Annotated in this window: 12 protein-coding genes and 1 pseudogene; 2 read left to right on the forward strand and 11 right to left on the reverse strand. The window is 74.9% G+C overall.

From position 1 onward, the window contains the following. The 7 genes and pseudogenes from SSBG_RS10075 to SSBG_RS10105 form a co-directional block, all read right to left on the reverse strand. A pseudogene (locus tag SSBG_RS10075) lies at positions 1–634 on the reverse strand (hypothetical protein). A 122-nt stretch (positions 635–756) separates the two neighbouring features. Continuing rightward, positions 757–2,217 (reverse strand): adenosylhomocysteinase, encoded by a 1,461-nt coding sequence (gene ahcY / locus SSBG_RS10080; protein ID WP_008746056.1) that lies wholly within the window; start codon positions 2,215–2,217, stop codon positions 757–759. A 344-nt stretch (positions 2,218–2,561) separates the two neighbouring features. Further along, entirely contained in the window at positions 2,562–3,545 is a 984-nt protein-coding gene (locus tag SSBG_RS10085) for a cation diffusion facilitator family transporter (protein WP_008746057.1), read from the reverse strand. A gap of 140 nt (positions 3,546–3,685) precedes the next feature. Continuing rightward, positions 3,686–4,849, reverse strand: coding sequence for a mannose-6-phosphate isomerase, class I (gene manA, locus SSBG_RS10090; protein ID WP_008746058.1), 1,164 nt, complete (start codon positions 4,847–4,849; stop codon positions 3,686–3,688). A 219-nt stretch (positions 4,850–5,068) separates the two neighbouring features. Continuing rightward, positions 5,069–6,178 (reverse strand): SIS domain-containing protein, encoded by a 1,110-nt coding sequence (locus tag SSBG_RS10095; protein ID WP_037869402.1) that lies wholly within the window; start codon positions 6,176–6,178, stop codon positions 5,069–5,071. Between the two features lie 214 nt (positions 6,179–6,392). Then, complete coding sequence (locus SSBG_RS10100) at positions 6,393–6,575, reverse strand: Trm112 family protein (protein ID WP_008746060.1); 183 nt, start codon at positions 6,573–6,575, stop codon at positions 6,393–6,395. Between the two features lie 86 nt (positions 6,576–6,661). Beyond that, complete coding sequence (locus tag SSBG_RS10105) at positions 6,662–8,023, reverse strand: phosphomannomutase/phosphoglucomutase (protein ID WP_008746061.1); 1,362 nt, start codon at positions 8,021–8,023, stop codon at positions 6,662–6,664. A gap of 301 nt (positions 8,024–8,324) precedes the next feature. Here SSBG_RS10105 and SSBG_RS10110 point away from each other — a divergent pair, with 301 nt between their 5' ends. Further along, positions 8,325–8,855 (forward strand): hypothetical protein, encoded by a 531-nt coding sequence (locus SSBG_RS10110; protein ID WP_008746062.1) that lies wholly within the window; start codon positions 8,325–8,327, stop codon positions 8,853–8,855. A gap of 7 nt (positions 8,856–8,862) precedes the next feature. Here SSBG_RS10110 and SSBG_RS10115 read toward each other — a convergent pair whose 3' ends face one another. Beyond that, a complete protein-coding gene (locus SSBG_RS10115; RefSeq protein ID WP_007822975.1) occupies positions 8,863–9,234 on the reverse strand; it encodes a DUF3499 domain-containing protein in 372 nt (123 codons plus the stop codon). 494 nt (positions 9,235–9,728) lie between these two features. On the opposite strand from SSBG_RS10115, the gene SSBG_RS10120 reads away from it, so the two are divergent. Then, positions 9,729–10,178 (forward strand): metallopeptidase family protein, encoded by a 450-nt coding sequence (locus tag SSBG_RS10120; RefSeq protein ID WP_199781442.1) that lies wholly within the window; start codon positions 9,729–9,731, stop codon positions 10,176–10,178. A 47-nt stretch (positions 10,179–10,225) separates the two neighbouring features. On the opposite strand, the gene SSBG_RS10125 is transcribed toward SSBG_RS10120, so the two are convergent. The 3 genes from SSBG_RS10125 to SSBG_RS10135 form a co-directional block, all read right to left on the reverse strand. Beyond that, positions 10,226–11,731 (reverse strand): DUF5719 family protein, encoded by a 1,506-nt coding sequence (locus SSBG_RS10125; protein ID WP_008746065.1) that lies wholly within the window; start codon positions 11,729–11,731, stop codon positions 10,226–10,228. Then, complete coding sequence (locus SSBG_RS10130; RefSeq protein WP_008746066.1) at positions 11,728–15,585, reverse strand: glycosyltransferase family 2 protein; 3,858 nt, start codon at positions 15,583–15,585, stop codon at positions 11,728–11,730. The genes SSBG_RS10125 and SSBG_RS10130 overlap by 4 nt, the downstream gene beginning before the upstream one ends. A 287-nt stretch (positions 15,586–15,872) precedes the next feature. Beyond that, complete coding sequence (locus tag SSBG_RS10135; RefSeq protein WP_007822987.1) at positions 15,873–16,145, reverse strand: WhiB family transcriptional regulator; 273 nt, start codon at positions 16,143–16,145, stop codon at positions 15,873–15,875. Positions 16,146–16,844 lie beyond the last annotated feature (699 nt).

Raw genomic sequence — 16,844 nt, forward strand, 5'->3', positions numbered from 1 at the left:
TCATTCCCCGGGCTCCGGCGGGAACTCGTTCGGCGGCGACTCCAGTTCCTCCAGCTCGACCCCGGGCGCGGCGAGCACCACGTCCCCGGCCAGGTGCACCTCGTGCCGCTCCCCCGTCTCCAGGTCCCCGACCTGGTAGGAGTCCACGCGCAGGGGGCCGTTGTCGGTGGCGTGTGTTTGGGTGTCCGTCAGTTGCCAGGACTGGTCGGCCGTCCTGGCGGCGAGCACCGGTGCGCCGAAGGAGACCAGCCGGACACGAGTGGGGGGAGAGTGCGGGGTGAGGCGGAGGAGTCGCGCGGTGGCGACGTAGAAGGCGGGGGACGTGCCGCCGAAGGCGTGGGCGCGCACGTTGCCCTCGGTGGCGTGGTTCCCCTCCGGGTCCGACCTGACCCAGGTGAGCCCTTCGAGGGCGCCGCCGCGCACCTGCCAGCCGCCGGCGCGCAGTTCGAGCCGCAGGGGACGCCCGCGCGAGTCGAGCGTGAGGTCGATGGTGCCGGCGTCCGGCTCGCCCACGGGGGTGGTGAGCCGGGCGACGTACCGCCAGCCGGGAGGGCCCGGGCGCGCACTGGAAGTGTTCCTCGGCGACGAGGCCGCCGTCGTGCGGGTCGTGGAGGGAGTAGCGGCCTCGGGGCATCGGGGGGTGTCCTGGGGTGGGTGCTCGGGGGTGCGGGGGAAGCGGGACGGCCCGGAAGCGCGTGGGCTTCCGGGCCGTCCTGGGCCGTCGCGGCGCGCGCCGGCGACGCGCGGGCGGGGGGCTCAGTAGCGGTAGTGGTCCGACTTGTACGGGGCCTCGACCTTCACGCCGATGTAGTCGGCCTGCTCGGGGCGGAGCGTCGTGAGCTTCACGCCGAGCGCGTCGAGGTGGAGGCGGGCGACCTTCTCGTCCAGGGCCTTCGGCAGCACGTACACGCCGACGGGGTACTCCTCCGGCTTCGTGAAGAGCTCGATCTGCGCGATCGTCTGGTCCGCGAAGCTGTTGGACATGACGAAGGAGGGGTGGCCGGTCGCGTTGCCGAGGTTGAGCAGGCGGCCCTCGGAGAGCACGATGATCTTCTTGCCGTCGGGGAAGGTCCAGGTGTGGACCTGCGGCTTGACCTCGTCCTTGACGATGCCGGGGATGCGCGCGAGCCCGGCCATGTCGATCTCGTTGTCGAAGTGGCCGATGTTCCCGACGATGGCCTGGTGCTTCATCCTGGCCATGTCACCGGCCATGATGATGTCCTTGTTGCCGGTCGTCGTGACGAAGATGTCGCCCTTGTCGATGACGTCGTCGAGCGTCGTCACCTGGTAGCCGTCCATCGCGGCCTGGAGGGCGCAGATGGGGTCGATCTCGGTGATGATGACGCGGGCGCCCTGGCCGCGCAGCGACTCGGCGCAGCCCTTGCCGACGTCGCCGTAGCCGCAGACGACGGCGGTCTTGCCGCCGATGAGGACGTCGGTGGCGCGGTTGATGCCGTCGATGAGGGAGTGGCGGCAGCCGTACTTGTTGTCGAACTTCGACTTGGTCACGGCGTCGTTCACGTTCATCGCCGGGAAGAGCAGCGAGCCCTCGCGCTGCATCTCGTAGAGGCGGTGCACGCCGGTGGTGGTCTCCTCGGTCACGCCGCGGATCTCCGAGGCGAGCTTGGTCCACTTCTGGGAGCCGGCGGAGATGGTGCGGGTGAGGAGTTCGAGGATGACGCGGTGCTCGTCGTTCTCGGCCTCGGTGGCCGGGTCGGGGACCTTGCCGTCCTTCTCGTAGGCGACGCCCTGGTGCACGAGGAGGGTGGCGTCACCGCCGTCGTCGAGGATCATGTTCGGGCCGCCGGTGGGGGCGTCGGCCCAGGTGAGCGCCTGCTCGGTGCACCACCAGTACTCCTCCAGGCTCTCGCCCTTCCAGGCGTAGACCGGGACGCCCTGCGGGTTGTCCGGGGTGCCGTTCGGGCCGACGGCGATCGCGGCGGCGGCGTGGTCCTGGGTCGAGAAGATGTTGCAGGAGGCCCAGCGGACCCGGGCGCCGAGGGCGGTCAGGGTCTCGATGAGGACGGCGGTCTGCACCGTCATGTGCAGGGAGCCGGTGATGCGGGCGCCCTTGAGGGGCTGCGTCTCGGCGTACTCGGCGCGCAGTGCCATGAGGCCGGGCATCTCGTGCTCGGCGAGGGTGATCTCCTTGCGGCCGAAGTCGGCGAGGGAGAGGTCGGCGACCTTGAAGTCCTGCGGAGTGGTGGCGGACGTCATGCTGTGCTGGCTCCTCGGGTGGGGGCGCGGGTACGGGTGTGCTGGCCGCGCGGGCGAGCGGGCACGGCGCGCCCCGGCCGGTGCGGGGCCCGTGCTCGCACGCGTACTGGTACCCGTGCGGGACGTGCCCGACCGGACGCGGACACACGTGTCCCGTCCCTTCGCGCGGCGCAGTCCGTCGGAGGCCCTCTCTCCCTCGGCCGGTCCCCTCGCGGGGGCCGCCCGACCGCCATCAGCAGCGACGTCTGGCTGTCCCCCAAGCTACCAGTCCCGCCCGGGAGCGACAGGGGGCCCGGGAGGGGACGGTGTCCCTCCCGGGCCCCGGGCCGCCGCTGTCGTGACGGTCAGTGACCTTCAACGGGGTGCGGGCCCGGGCCGCCCGGGGTGGCCTCCGGGGAGGGGCCCGCCGCCGCCTCCGCCTCGGTGTAGACGTCGGGCTCCAGGTAGATGACGCGGGCGATCGGGACGGCCTCGCGGACGCGGGACTCGGCGCCGTCGATGGCCTCGGTGATCTCGGTGCCGTTCGCCTCGGGGCGGACGGCGATCTTCGCGGCGACGAGGAGTTCCTCGGGGCCGAGGTGGAGGGTGCGCATGTGGATGACGCGGGTGACCTGCGTCCCGTCCACGAGCGAGGCCATGATGGTCTCCTCGGTCTGCGGGTTCGCGGCCTCGCCGACGAGCAGGGACTTCGTCTCGGCGGCGAGGACGAGCGCGATGAGGATGAGCAGGACGCCGATGCACAGCGTGCCGACGCCGTCCCAGACGCCGTCGCCGGTCGCGAGGGAGAGGCCGACGCCACCAAGGGCGAGGACGAGGCCGATGAGCGCGCCGAAGTCCTCCAGGAGGACGACGGGCAGTTCGGGGGCCTTCGCGCGGCGGATGTACTCGACCCACGACATCGTGCCGCGCGTCGTGTTCGACTCCTTCACGGCCGTACGGAAGGACAGGCCCTCCGCGATGATCGCGAAGACGAGGACCCCGACGGGCCAGTACCAGTGCTCCAGCTCGTGCGGGTGCTTGATCTTCTCGTAGCCCTCGTACAGCGCGAACATGCCACCGACCGAGAACAGGACGATGGAGACGAGGAAGGCGTAGAGGAAGCGCTCGCGGCCGTAGCCGAAGGGGTGCTGCGGGGTCGCGGCGCGCTCGGAGCGCTTCTTGCCGAGGAGAAGCAGGGCCTGGTTGCCGGAGTCGGCGACGGAGTGGACGCCCTCGGCGAGCATCGAGGAGGAACCGCTGAAGGCGAAGGCCACGAATTTCGACACGGCGATGGCGAGGTTGGCGGAGAGCGCCGCCACGATCGCCTTGGTGCCGCCTGACGCACTCATCTCTGCTCGTCTCCCCTGTGGGTCGTCTGGGTCGTCGGTGTCGGCCGGTGTTCCCGGGACGCGTCATTGTCCCGTACGGGGGACGGGTGCCCCGGCGCGGGAGGCGGAATCCGGCGCCGGGGCGGTGTACGGGGCGCGGCTCAGACCCGTACGCCCGCGCGGAACAGCGTGCCCTCGCCGTGCGCGGTGACGCGCTCGCCCGCCGGGACGAAGACGGCGTCCCCGGGGACCAGCGTCTCCTCGCCGGCCGTGACCCGCCCGGCCGTGCAGAGGAGGAGCTGCGGGCCCGGCGAGGTGAGGTCGGGGGTGGTGGCGTCGGGGACGAGGACGTAGCGCGAGAGGCGGAACTCGTCGATGGGGGTCGCGTAGACCTCCTCGCCGTCGGGGGCGGCCTCGGGGCGCTGGACGCCGGGGTCGGTCGCGGCGAAGCGGACGACGCGCAGGAGTTCGGGGACGTCGACGTGCTTGGGCGTGAGGCCGCAGCGCAGCACGTTGTCCGAGTTGGCCATGATCTCGACGCCGAGGCCGTGCAGGTAGGCGTGCGGGACACCCGCGCCGAGGTAGAGGGCCTGGCCCGGCTGGAGGCGGACGAAGTTGAGGAGCATCGCGGCGAGCACGCCCGGGTCGCCGGGGTAGTCGCGGGCGACGCGCGCGTAGGGCTCGTACGGGCCGCCCAGGCGCTCGCAGGCGAGCGCGGTCTCCTCGACGGTCGCGGCCATGGCGCGCGGCTCGGCGGTGAGGATCGCGGTGAGCACCTCGCGCAGCGCGGCCTCCTCGGGGTGGGCGCGCAGCAGGTCCACGTACGGCTTGAGGCTGTCCACGTCGAGCCCGGCGAGGAGCGCGGCGGCCGCGGTCGGCTCGCGGAAGCCGCACAGGCCGTCGAAGGGCGTGAGCGCGCAGATGAGTTCGGGCTTGTGGTTGGCGTCCTTGTAGTTGCGGTGGGGGGCGTCGAGGGGCACGCCGCTCCGCTCCTCGGCGGCGAAACCGGCCTCGGCCTGCGCGCGGTCGGGGTGGACCTGGAGCGAGAGCGGGGAGCCGGCGGCGAGGATCTTGAGGAGGAAGGGGAGCCGGGGCCCGAACTTCTCGACGGCCGCGGCGCCGAGTTCGCGCGCGGGGTCGGCGTCGATGACGGCCGGGAGCGCCGTGGCGCCCTGCCCGCGGTCGAGGTGCGAGGGGGCCCCCGGGTGCGCGCCGATCCACATCTCGGCCTGCGGTTCGCCGCTGGGCTCGACGCCGAGCAGCTCGGGAATGGCGGTGAGCGAGCCCCAGGCGTAGGGGCGGATGGTGTTGCTGAGGCGGTCCATGGTTCCTTCAACGGGCGGGCGTGCGGGTGGGGCTTCGCCGGACGGGCGAACGGGTGAGGTGGCGGCGGTGTCGAGCGTACGGGGCGGGCCGGGGCGGCGCCTTCCGCCCGGGGTGCGCCGGTGACCGGCCGCGGGTGCTGCCCGGCGCCCGGCGGTGCGCGTCCGTGCCCGTCGGTGCTTGCCGGTGCTCGGTGTTTGCCGGTGCGCGGTGGTTGCCGGTCAGGCGGGTTCGGACAGGGACAGGTAGGCCGCCGTGTACTCGGTGAGGGCCAGGAGTTCGGCCAGGACGTCGAGGTCCGGGCCCTCGGGGAGGGCCAGTTCGGTGAGCGGGACCCGGTGCGCGTGGGCGAGTTCGCGGACGGCGGGGGCGGCGGTCAGGCCCTCGGTGGTGCGGGTGCGGAGCAGGACGACGCGGGGGCGGGGGCCGGAGGTGTCCTCGACGCGGTCGCGGAAGAAGTCGTCGGGGTCGTCGTCGCCCTTCCCGGCGGGGCGGCTGAGCAGCGCGGCGTGCGCGGTCAGGGCCTCGGGGAGCGCGGCGGTGAGCGCGGGGCGGCCCGCGCGGGCGGCGAGGAGCCGCACGAGGCGGCGGGCGACGGCGTCGGCCGCGGGGCCCTCGGTCCACAGCAGCGGCAGCGACTCGTCCAGTTCGAGGGCGAGGGACTTGGCCGGGTTCGCGCCGGTCGGGGTGATGGGCCCGCAGCGTTCGGCGGTCGCGTCGAGCCGGTCGGCGAGGCGCTGGACGGTCTCCTCGTCGGCGTCGAGCAGCCCCGTCCGGTCCAGGAGGCCGAGCAGCGGGACCAGGAAGGGCCAGGGCGAGACCGTCTCCTCGTGGTCCGGCAGGGTCGCGAGCGGGAGCGGGAGGCCGCGCGAGCCGTCCACGACCTCGCCGAGCGCGCTGCGGCGCGGCAGGACGGCGACGACGGTGGGCCCGCGCCGGTACGCCTGCTCGGCGAGGAGGCGCAGGCCGGGCTCGGAGCCGTCGGGGGTGGCGATGAGGAGCAGGTCGACGGGACCGGCCCAGCCGGGGAGCGTCCAGCGCAGGGCGCCGGAGGCGGCGGCGACGCCGGTGGGGGCGAGGCGCAGGACGGGGCAGCTCCCGGCGGCGAGCGCCCGCGTCACGTCGGCGGCGGTCTCGGCGGCCGGGCCCGAGGTGGCGAGGAGGATCGAGCGGGGGCGCCCCTCGGGCTTGAGGGAGGTGAGCCCGGCCTCGGCGGCGAGCCGCTGGGCGGTGCGGACGAGGGCTCCGGCGGACGCGGCGGCGGGCAGCAGCCCGCCGGGGTCCGCGCGCGCGAGCGCGGCGGGGTCGTCGAGGAGGAGGTCGTCGGGCATGGCGTCTCCCTGGCGGGGGCGGTGGTGGCTCAGGGGCCGGCCGGGGTCGTGGGGCGGGCGCTCAGCGAGGCGGCGCTCAGCGGGGCGGCGCTCAGCGGGGCGGCGCTCGCCGGGGCGGGCCGTCCCCCGGGGGCTCCGCCCCGTACCCCGGCCCTCGAACGCCGGACGGACCGGAATCCGGTGCTCCGGATCGGGCTGTCGCGGCTCCCTCCCGTCACACCGGCTTGCGGGCCTCGTCCACGAGGAGGACCGGGATGTTGTCGCGGACCGGGTAGACCAGTCCGCAGTCGGTGCCGGTGCAGGCCAGTTCCTCGGCGTCCTCCGTGGCGCGCTCCTCCAGCGGGGAGTGGCAGGCGGGGCAGGCGAGGATCTCCAGGAGGCCGGATTCGAGGGGCATGAGGGGTCCTTTCGCGGGCGGTGGCCGGTACGGGGCAAGCGTAGCCCGCCCCCGGCCGGACGGGCCGGGGGCGGACGAGGACGGTCTCAGGGCACCCGTACGAGATCCAGGACCTCGTCCCGCACCTTCGCCATCGTCCCCGCGTCCCGCGCCTCCACGTTGAGGCGCAGCAGCGGCTCGGTGTTGGAGGGGCGGAGGTTGAACCACCAGTCGGCGGCGGTGACGGTGAGGCCGTCGAGGGTGTCGATCGTGACGTCGGGGGACGCGAAGGCGCGGCGGACGCGATCGGTCACCCCGGCCTGGTCGTCCACCGTCGAGTTGACCTCGCCCGAGCCCACGTACCGGTCGTACCGCGCGACGAGCTCCGAGAGCGGTCCCGGCTGTCCGCCGAGCGCGGCGAGGACGTGGAGGGCCGCGAGCATCCCCGTGTCCGCGTTCCAGAAGTCGCGGAAGTAGTAGTGGGCCGAGTGCTCGCCGCCGAAGATCGCGCCGCTGCGCGCCATCTCGGCCTTGATGAAGGAGTGGCCCACGCGGGTGCGCACCGGGGTGCCGCCGTGCTCGCGGACCACCTCGGGCACGGACCAGGAGGTGATCAGGTTGTGGATCACGGTGCCCTCGCCGCCGTTGCGCGCGAGTTCGCGGGTGGCGACGAGCGCGGTGATCGCGGAGGGCGGCACGGGCTCGCCGCGCTCGTCCACGACGAAGCAGCGGTCGGCGTCCCCGTCGAAGGCGAGCCCGAGATCGGCGCGCTCGGCGCGTACCCGGTCCTGGAGGTCCACGAGGTTCGCCGGGTCGAGCGGGTTGGCCTCGTGGTGGGGGAAGGTGCCGTCCAGCTCGAAGTACATCGGCACGAGGTCGAGCGGCAGCCCCGCGAAGACGGTGGGCACGGTGTGGCCGCCCATGCCGTTGCCCGCGTCCACGACGACCTTGAGCGGGCGGATGCCGCCGAGGTCCACGAGGGTGCGCAGGTGGCGCGCGTAGTCGCCGAGCGTGTCCCGCGTGGAGAGGGTCCCGGTACGGGTCACGGGGGCCGGGGCGCCCTCCTCCGCCCAGCTCTCCACGAGCGCGCGGATGTCGGCGAGCCCGGTGTCCTGCCCGACCGGCGCGGCGCCCGCGCGGCACAGCTTGATGCCGTTGTAGCGGGCCGGGTTGTGCGAGGCGGTGAACATCGCGCCGGGCAGGTGCAGGGCGCCCGAGGCGTAGTAGAGCTGGTCGGTCGAGCAGAGCCCGATCGCCGTGACGGAGGCGCCGCGCCCGCGCGCGCCCGCGCCGAAGGCGGCGGCGAGCCCCGGGGACGAGGCCCGCATGTCGTGCCCGACGACGATCGCCTCGGCGCCCGTCACCTCGGCGAAGGCCGCGCCGAACAGCGTGGCGAGATGCTCGTCCCACTGGTCGGGGACGGTCCCGCGAATGTCGTACGCCTTCACGATCTGCGACAGATCGGCCACAGCCTGCCTCCCGTTTGCCGGACTCCCAATACTGATCCCGCGTCCTCGTCCGGCGGTCGCCCCGGCGGGAACGCGGTCACTCCGGTACGCGCCACAACCTACCGGGCCGCGCCGCCGGCCCCTCGCCGCGGACCGCGCGCCCGCCCGCCACAACCTTTCACGCCCCGCGCGGGTCCCGTAAGCGGTGACGCCGCTCACGGGCCGTCACCCGGCGCATGGGGGGAGGAGGCGGGGCCGTCGTCGCCGCGCACACCGCGCCCGCTCCCGCGCCACCATCCCGTTCCCCAGGGAGGACTGACCCGTGCTCACTCTGGCACTGCTGTTCCTGGTGCCGCTCGCCGCGCTCGCGCTGTGCGGGACGGCGCTCACCGTGCTGGTCCAGGTCGTGCGGATCGCGCTGCCGGGCGGGCGCCCGCGCGGCGCGTGGCGGCTCCCGGCGTGGCCGCTCGCGGTGGTCGCCGCGTCCGTCTACGTCCTCGGGATCGGGCTCGTGCAGTTCGACGATCACGAGGCGCACTCGGGGGCCGGCTCCTCGCCCGCCCCCGCCTGCCGGGAGGGCGACCCGGCGCGGACCGCGGGCCTGCGCGACTCCCGGCCCTCCTACCTGCCGCTCGGCTTCGCCTGCCTCCGCGCGGACGGCTCGGAGTACGAGGGCGAGCCGGTGCTGCGCTGGTTCAACGGCGTCGCGCTCGGGGGCGCGGCGGGCGTGGTGTTCCTGGGGTGGCGGGCGCTGCTCGCGTCCCGGCGCCGCACGGCGGAGGCGCGGACGGCAGGCGCGGTGGGGGGGACGGCGGCGCGGGAACGGCCGCCGGGGACGGCGACGCGGCGGTAGGGGGCGCTCAGTTCTCCGGTGAGCGGAGGATGCGCAGGTGGCCCCGGCGGGCGACCTCCATGGGGTCCGCCGCACGGGGTGCCTCGCGCTCGGCGGGGCGGTCCTGGGGACGGGCGGCCTCGCGGACGGCGTTGGCGAGCGCTTCGAGATCGTCGCCGGAGGGGCGCGGGGGCGCGGAGGCGTCGGCGAGCCGGACGACCTCCCAGCCGCGCGGCGCGGTGAGCCGTTCCGAGTGCTCGGCGCACAGGTCGTAGCAGTGCGGTTCGGCGTACGTGGCGAGGGGCCCGAGTACGGCCGTCGAGTCGGCGTAGACGTACGTCAGCGTGGCGACGGCAGGGCTGCCGCACGCGGTGCGAGAACAACGACGTACAGGGCTCACGGTCCTGGACGGTACCGCACTCTTGAACGGGCCGCGACGACGCCCTCCAGCCCGTACGCACCGTGTCGTGGCCGGAAACCGTTGCCGGGGTTCAAGCCGGGCAGAGGGACGGAAACCGCCTTGAGGCTCCCGCTCGTACCCGTTTGACAGCGCTCGGGGGCAGACCGGTCGCCGTATGTCCGCCGAAGTCGGCACGGGTCGGACAGCGGGGCGGGCGGGAGCCGCCGTACAGCCCGGGGCACCCCGGACACCCCGTCGTCTGAAAACCCGTCAGCCGGATGTCCGGAAACTGACGCCGAATACGCCTGTCGCATACGTGTGCCGCATGTGTCGGCGCGGGCGGCCCGCACCGGCCGCGCGGGCCGGCCGCGCGCGGGCGGCGCCCGTCCGGGCACGGCGGCGGCTTTCGTACGCCTCCCGGCGCGTCACCGTCCCCGCACGGAGCGTGCCGCCGCATCCCCCCGGCGCGCCCCGGGGACTACCCTTCACGAGTGATGGACAGCTCCTTTCCGCCCTCGTCCGCCTCCCGGGGCCCGCGCCGCCGTGATCGCCACGGGCGGGGGATGCGCGGTCCCGTCGCGCCGCCCCAGGTGCCGATCTCGGCGAGCAGGGCGGAGAGCTTCGCGGACCTCGTGCAGGACTCGGTGGACCGCCTCGAACGCCGCTGGCCGCAGCTCGCGGACATCGATTTCATGGTGCTCGACGTGCCCGGCGCGGGCAGTGCCCCGGACGCCTGGCAGGACGAGCCCGTCCCGCTCGGCACGGCCGTGGGCGCGAAGGACGGGCGGCCCCCGGTCGTCGTCGTCTACCGGCGCCCGGTCGAGATCCGCAGCAAGGGCCGCGACGAGCGCGCGCTGCTCGTCCACGAGGTCGTGGTCGAGCAGGTCGCCGAGTTGCTCGGCCTCACCCCGGAATCGGTGGACCCGGGGTACGGGGAGGAGTGAGGGGCCGGGCGCGGGGCCTCTCGCGCCCGCTCCCGGCCCCGCTCTCCTCAGTCCTCCGTCACCCGCAGGTCCTCGACCGTCCGGGGGACGCGCACCATGCCCTTGTCGTCCTCCAGGGGCTGGATGGTGAAGAGGGACGTGCCCGAGCCGGACTTCGCGGTGAGCTGCCGCGCGGCGTGCACGGGGCCGCTGCCCGGCTGCGGGGCGACGGTCAGGGACCACTCCCCCTTCGTGTCCTTGCCGGGCCCGACGTCGATGACCTGCGAGGTGGCCTTCGGGACGGTGTACGTCTTCGTGGCCGGGGCGCCGCCCTTCGTGCCCGCCGAGGTCGTGACCGCGACCTTCGCGGCCGCCTCGGGCGCCGAGAGCGTCAGGCGCACGCTTTTTCCGGTGTTGCCGGTGACCGAGGCGCGCGCGCCGACCGGGGACGTCGCGGGGATGAAGGCCGTCTCCAGGTCGCCGCCCTTGCCCCGGGTGACTTCGAGGGCGGCGACGACGGGGGTCGGGGCCTTGGGGTCCTCGGGGCTCAGCACGAGGCTGCCCGCCTCGCCGTGCGTGATGCCGCTGAGGTCGAGCGAGGCGGTCATCCCGGACTTGACCAGCAGGTTCTCGTGCCCGGCGGGGACGATGGTGCTGCTCTTGCGCGCGAACTGCACCTTGAGGCTCGCGTCGTCCGTGCCCGGAGCGAAGGCGACGAGGCGGAGCTTCGTGGCGTCGTCGGGGATGCCGGGGAGCACGAGCCGCGGGGCCGGGTCGGCCGCCGGGACGAGCCAGTCGCCGCCCGCGTCCCGGGTGCCGGCGTCCACGGCGGCGGAGATCCGGCCCGTGGTCGCGGTGACGTGCGCGGTGAGGTCGCTCTCGGGCGAGCCGCTGAGCGTCGAGAGCAGGACGGGCACGGTGGACAGCGGCGGGATCTGGATGCCCTCGCCGACCTCGGACCTCAGCTCGCCCTTCGGCCCGTACAGCGCGATGTCCACGACGGCGGCGGTGTCGTCGGGGTTGGTCAGGTGGACGTAGTCGGAGCGCTCCTTCGAGGTGTCCACGCCGGGCAGCCAGAAGTCCGTGTCGGGCGCGCCGCAGGAGATGCCGCGCAGGGCGCGGTCGGCGCCCGCGTCCACGAGGGTCGTCTGCTGCACGGTCCAGCCGGGGGCGAGCGGTCCGCTCGCCTCGCCGACGAGCGAGGGCGTCTTCGAGGAGTCGGGCTCCTCGCTCACGGGCGTGCCCTGCTTCCGGGCCGTGAGCAGCGGCTTGCCCGCCTTGGGGGCCTGCTCGGCGTTCTTGCCGTCGCGCACCTCGGTGGGCGAGGGCCGCAGCACGGCCTCGCCGCTGCCGCTCGTACCGCTCGTCACCGGCGTGAAGGCGGTGTACGTGGTGTCGGCGAGCGCGGAGTCGCCGGGCGCGGGGCACAGCAGGCTGGAGCGCTGGACGGGCTGCGCGGCGGCCCGCGCGGGCTTCTCCCCGGCGCCCGGGTCCGGCGCGGTCGCCGCGGCGACGCCGGTGAGGACGGCGAGCGCGGCGACGGCGCCGAACAGGGACATCGTGCTGCGGTTCACTGGTCGCTCCCGTGCTCGCGCCCGTCACGGCCCCGCCGCTGACCGTAGGGGTCGTGCTCGTCCTCGTGGGGCTGCTGCTGGTAAGGGGGGTGCGGCGGGTACGGGGGGTCGTAGCCACCGCCCGCCGGGTAGCCGTCGCCGTCCCGCCCGTAGCCGTCGGCCTCGGGCGCGTAGCCGTCGGGCGCGGGCGGGTACCCGTAGCCCCGGGCCGCGTTCGGGTCCTGGTCCTGGTCCTGGTCCCGGTAGGGCGGGAGCTGCCCGGTGCCGGGGCCGCCCGCGTCGTAGGGGGCGTACCCGCCGGTGTCCGGGCCGGCCGGGTCGTACGGCGGGAGCTGGCCCGTGTCGGGGCCGCTCGGGTCGTACGGGGCGGCGGTCGCGGAGTCGTCGCGCTCGTACCCGGTGGTCGCGGTCCCGTTCGCGTAGCCGTCGTATCCGCCGCCCGTGCCGTAGCCGTAGGGGTCGTACTCGGCGGTGCCCGCGTAGGCGGGGACGGACTCGGGGGCGGGGGCCGCGGGCGCGCCCCGCTCCTCCTCGGCCTCGGCCGCCGCGCGCAGGCGGCGGGCACGGCGGCCCTCGCCGTCGGCGGCCTGCGCGGGCAGCGCGATCTCCTCCTCGGGCAGGTCGTCGTCGATGTCGCGGCGGCGGCCCGGGAGGGCGAGGACGACGAGGACGAGGCCGAGCAGGCCCTGCGCGCCGACCCACAGGGTGCGGGTGAAGGGCTGGTCGTAGGCGACGTCGAGGTGGCCGCCGCTCGCGGGGAGCGTGAAGCCCTGCGCCCAGCCGTCCACCGTCGTGCGGGGCAGCGGCTTGCCGTCCAGGCTCGCCGTCCACCCCGGGTCGGCGCTGTCGGCGAGGCGCAGGACGCGGCCCTCGGCACCGGCGGGGACCCGGGTGTGGACCTCGACGGGACCGGCGGCGACCGGCTCCGGCGGCCGCTGCTTGTCGGTGAGCATGACGCGGGCGACCTCGCGGTCCACGCGCCACAGCGCGAGCCCGTCCTGCCTGCTGACGCGCATGAGCCCCGGCGTCGCGTCCAGGACGCGGCCCGTCGCGGCCGAGGAACGGCCCTCGCGGAGCAGGACGTAGCGGATCGCGTAGGAGCCGAGCTGCCCGGCCTGGTCGGCGCCCGAGCCGGCGACGAGGCGGCCCACGGTCTCGCCGAGGCGGGCGTTGGCGCCCGCGGCGGAGAACTGCTCGGCGTCGCCGAGGTGGTTGCCCGCGCCGCGGATGAGGAAGTAGCGGACCTCGGAGGCGTTGTCCCCGTCGAGGACGAGGGTGCGGGCCCGGTCCTGGGTGCCGCTGTCGGCGGCGACGAAGGCGGGCACCTGGACCGGCGAGCGGCGCTCCAGGGGGCCGTCCGCCCCGGCGGCCATCCAGCCGACGGCGGCGACGAGCGGGCCGAGCGCGGCGGCGACACCGACGAGCGCGGCGAGCGGCTGACGCCAGCCGAAGCTCTGCTCGGCGACGCGGAAGCGGGCGCCCTGCGCGCCGATGAGCGCGGCGCCGAGGAGCGCCGCCCCCTGCACGAGCGTCGCCGGGCCCGCCCAGCCGTCACGGTTGGTGACCACGGCGAGGGCGAAGCCGACGAGGGCGACGACCCAGGCGGTGAGCACGGCGGTGCGGCGCTCGGCGCGCAGCAGGGCGCCGAGCGCGGCGAGGACGATGCCGATGAGCAGCAGCCCGGTCATCGTGCCCGGTCCGCCCGGGCTCATGCCGAGCAGGTCCGTGGCGCTCGCGGAGCCCGTACGGTCGTCCAGCCCGGCCTCGCCGAGCAGCCGCCCGCCCGAGAAGAGCGTGAACGACCAGGGGGCGAGCAGCAGCAGCGGGGTGAGGAGCACGGCGAGGAGCCGGGGCCCGTAGGCGGGCAGTTCGGCGCGGCGCACGGCGAGCGCGAGGGCCCCGAGGACGAGCGCGAAGAGCCACACGACGGGCGTGAACGCCATGGTGAGCGTGAGGAGCAGCGCGAGCGCCCAGGCGGCCCGCCACGTGCCGCGCCTGCCGAGGTACCCGGCGGCGGAGAGCGCGGCGCGGGCCATGAGCGGCAGGAGCACGGCGAGGAAGGCGGTGCCGATGCGGCCGTCGGCGAGCGCCCCCGTCGCGGCGGGCAGGAAGGCGTACGCGATGGCGGCCCAGGCGCGCAGCAGGCGGGACTCGACGAGCGGCCGGGTGGCGAAGTACGCGCTGACGCCCGCGAGCGGCACGGAGCACACGAGGAGCACGGTCATCGCGGCCGACGTGGAGCCGAGGAAGAGCGTCGCGAGGCTCGCGACGAGCGCGAGGTAGGGCGGCGCGGCCTCGGTCGAGCCCGTACCGACCGCGTGCCAGGCGTCGGTGTACGCGGACCACAGCTCGCCCGCCCGGCCCGGCACGGGCAGCAGCGCGCCGCCCATGAGCGAGCCCGTGCCGAACAGCGCGCGGCAGGCGATGAGCGAGAAGAGGAGGAGGACGGCGAAGAGCACCGGGCCCGGCTTGCGGCTGAGCCGCTTGATCCGGGCGAACTGCTCGACCTCCATGTAGTCGGCGTCGTCCCCGCCGGGGCCCGACTCGACCACGCCGTGCCGGCCGCCGCTGCTCTCCTCCTGCGCGCTGCGCCCGGCGAGGGAGCCGGCGATCTGCTCGACGGTGAGGCGCAGGGTCGCCCCCGGCGGCGGGAAGAGCGGGCGCAGTTCGGCGGGCTCCACGGCGGACCGGCCGCGCGCGCGGCGGGCCGCCAGGAGGCGGCCGGGGCGCAGCAGGACGGAGAGGAGCCCGGTGATCTCGTCCACGGCCTGGCCGGGGGTCTTGCCGACGAGGTAGGCGAGGGTGCGCAGCACGGTGCCGAGGAGGATGCGGAAGGCGGTCCAGGGCAGCGCGGCGGTACGCGTGTTGACGAGGAGGGTGCGGACCGCGCCCGCCTTGTCGACGCGGTGCGGGCTGCTCGCCGTGCGGCCGACGCAGTCCACCGTGCGGCGCTCGCGCGAGGCGGCCTCGGCGTGCCGGACGACGGCGCCGGGGGCGACCAGGACGCGGTGCCCGGCGGCGTTGGCGCGCCAGCACAGGTCCACGTCGTCGCGCATGAGGGGCAGGGCGCGGTCGAGGCCGCCCAGCTCCTCGTACACGTCGCGGCGGACGAGCATCCCGGCGGTGGAGACGGAGAGGACGGGGCGGACCGAGTCGTGCTGGCCCTGGTCCTGTTCGCGGCGGTCGATGCCGGTCCAGCGGCGACCGCTGGGCGCGATCGAGACGCCGGCCTCCAGGAGCTGGCGGCGGTCGTACCAGCCGCGGAGCTTGGGCCCGACGATCGCGACGTCGTTGCCCAGCTCCGCCTCGTTCTCGACCGCGCGCAGGAGTTCGGCGAGCGCGGTGGGCGTGGGCGCGCAGTCGTCGTGCAGGAGCCACAGCCACTGCACGGGCTCGCCGTGCGGCAGCTCGGGCAGGTCGTAGGTCTCGTCGCGCCACGTACGGCTGACGGGGTCCCAGCCGCTGGGGCGCTTGAGGTACGGCAGTTCCTCGGGGCCGAGCGGGGCCGCGGCGCGGCTCGCCTCCTCCACGGCCGCGCCGAAGCCGGAGCGGCGGGCGAGGTGGAGCACGCAGGAGTCGCCGAGCGTCTCGCCGAGCAGGCGCGCGGACTCGTCGGCGCTGCCGGTGTCGGCGGCGACCGCGTTCTGCACGGGGCGCTCCTGGGCCGCGAGCCCGGCGAGGGCCTCGGGCAGCCAGCGGGCACCGTCGTGCGCGACGAGCACGGCGGTGACGACGTGGCGCGGGAACTCGGGTGGACGGCTCGGATCGACGGCCGCCCAGCGCGCGGGCGCTGCGGTGCCGTCCCCGTAGCCGGGGTGGGCGGCGAAGTCTGCCGGGTGATTGTGCGCGGACATCGAGGTACGGGCCCCGGTTCGGTGGACTGCGGTGGACCCCTCGCCACCTCGTGGGGAAGTGGGGGTGTCTCGGACGGGGCCCCACACTAGCCGTTACGGGGCTGACGCCTCGGCCGCCTGTCCACAGGCGGGATGCGACGAACCGCTCGTCATACCGGCCCAAGTGGGCGGGTGTCGGGGCGAACCCCGAGAGGGCGGCCGAACGGATGCCGTAAGGGTCGAACCGCCCCCGGAAAAGCGGAACGGGCCCGCTCGCGCGAGCCCGTGCGTTCGCTGTCGCTCTCCGTTCAGACCGCGGCCTTCTTCAGCCGGCGCCGCTCCCGCTCGGAGAGCCCGCCCCAGATCCCGAAGCGCTCGTCGTTGGCGAGGGCGTACTCCAGGCACTCGGAGCGGACCTCGCAGGCGAGGCAGACCTTCTTCGCCTCTCTCGTGGAGCCGCCCTTCTCGGGGAAGAAGGATTCGGGATCGGTCTGGGCGCACAGCGCGCGCTCCTGCCAGCCCAGTTCCTCCTCGGCGTCCAACGCGTCGCCGACCAGCAGTTCCTGAAACAGCTCGGTCATCTGCGCCCCTCGTCTGTCTTTACATCCCCGTGATGCCGCCGTTACTCATGGCGACCAAACGACACGAGTGAAATTACAAGTGTGCCGATCCGAGGCAGTCAAGCCGGGATCTGCTATTGGCCCCCTTATTCACTCTGCGGAACCAAGGGGGTGCGGAAAGTGTTCAAATCGGCCTAAACCTCGCCACACTCTCCGCACGCCCTGTGCACGGACCCGGCGACGGTCGCCGACGCCTGAGAAGACGTCACCGCGTTCGCGCCCGTTCCGCCGAGGGCCCGTACTGCGAGCCTGATCACAGAGAGGTCACGAGCAGGCAACGGCGCCTCATGGAGGGACTGCTGCCCCATGTGTCCCGAGAACGAGGTGCACAAACCTTTCAGCACTCTGGTCAACCCGATGAGGTGAATCACCGCGCGGGCCCCCCGGCTCGGTTGACATCTCAGGTGTGAACCGATTGCCTTGTGGGCATGTACGCGCTTTACGCCTCCGCCCGGATGATCCGCTCCCGCAGCGCATCCGCGTGCGCGTGTCCGCGTACCTCCCCGCTCCCCGGCGCGCTGTGTACCGCCGTCGGCTGTACGGCCTGATCCCCGGCCCCGTACCGCGAGCCGCCGCCGTACCGGCGCCCGCGTACCGCGCTCCCCGGGCCACGCCGCTCCCCCGGCACGTGCCCGCCCCCGAGGTCTGAGCCCCCGCCGC

It is taken from the genome of Streptomyces sp. SPB074, assembly GCF_000154905.1.
Taxonomy (GTDB): Bacteria; Actinomycetota; Actinomycetes; order Streptomycetales; family Streptomycetaceae; genus Streptomyces.

Coding starts and splice junctions, on each gene's coding strand:
- SSBG_RS10120 (WP_199781442.1), top strand. CDS start 9,729: ATGGACAGCTCCTTTCCGCCCTCGTCCGCCTCCCGGGGCCCGCGCCGC.
- manA (WP_008746058.1), bottom strand. CDS start 4,849: ATGGACCGCCTCAGCAACACCATCCGCCCCTACGCCTGGGGCTCGCTC.
- SSBG_RS10095 (WP_037869402.1), bottom strand. CDS start 6,178: ATGCCCGACGACCTCCTCCTCGACGACCCCGCCGCGCTCGCGCGCGCG.
- ahcY (WP_008746056.1), bottom strand. CDS start 2,217: ATGACGTCCGCCACCACTCCGCAGGACTTCAAGGTCGCCGACCTCTCC.
- SSBG_RS10130 (WP_008746066.1), bottom strand. CDS start 15,585: ATGTCCGCGCACAATCACCCGGCAGACTTCGCCGCCCACCCCGGCTAC.
- SSBG_RS10135 (WP_007822987.1), bottom strand. CDS start 16,145: ATGACCGAGCTGTTTCAGGAACTGCTGGTCGGCGACGCGTTGGACGCC.
- SSBG_RS10085 (WP_008746057.1), bottom strand. CDS start 3,545: ATGAGTGCGTCAGGCGGCACCAAGGCGATCGTGGCGGCGCTCTCCGCC.
- SSBG_RS10100 (WP_008746060.1), bottom strand. CDS start 6,575: ATGCCCCTCGAATCCGGCCTCCTGGAGATCCTCGCCTGCCCCGCCTGC.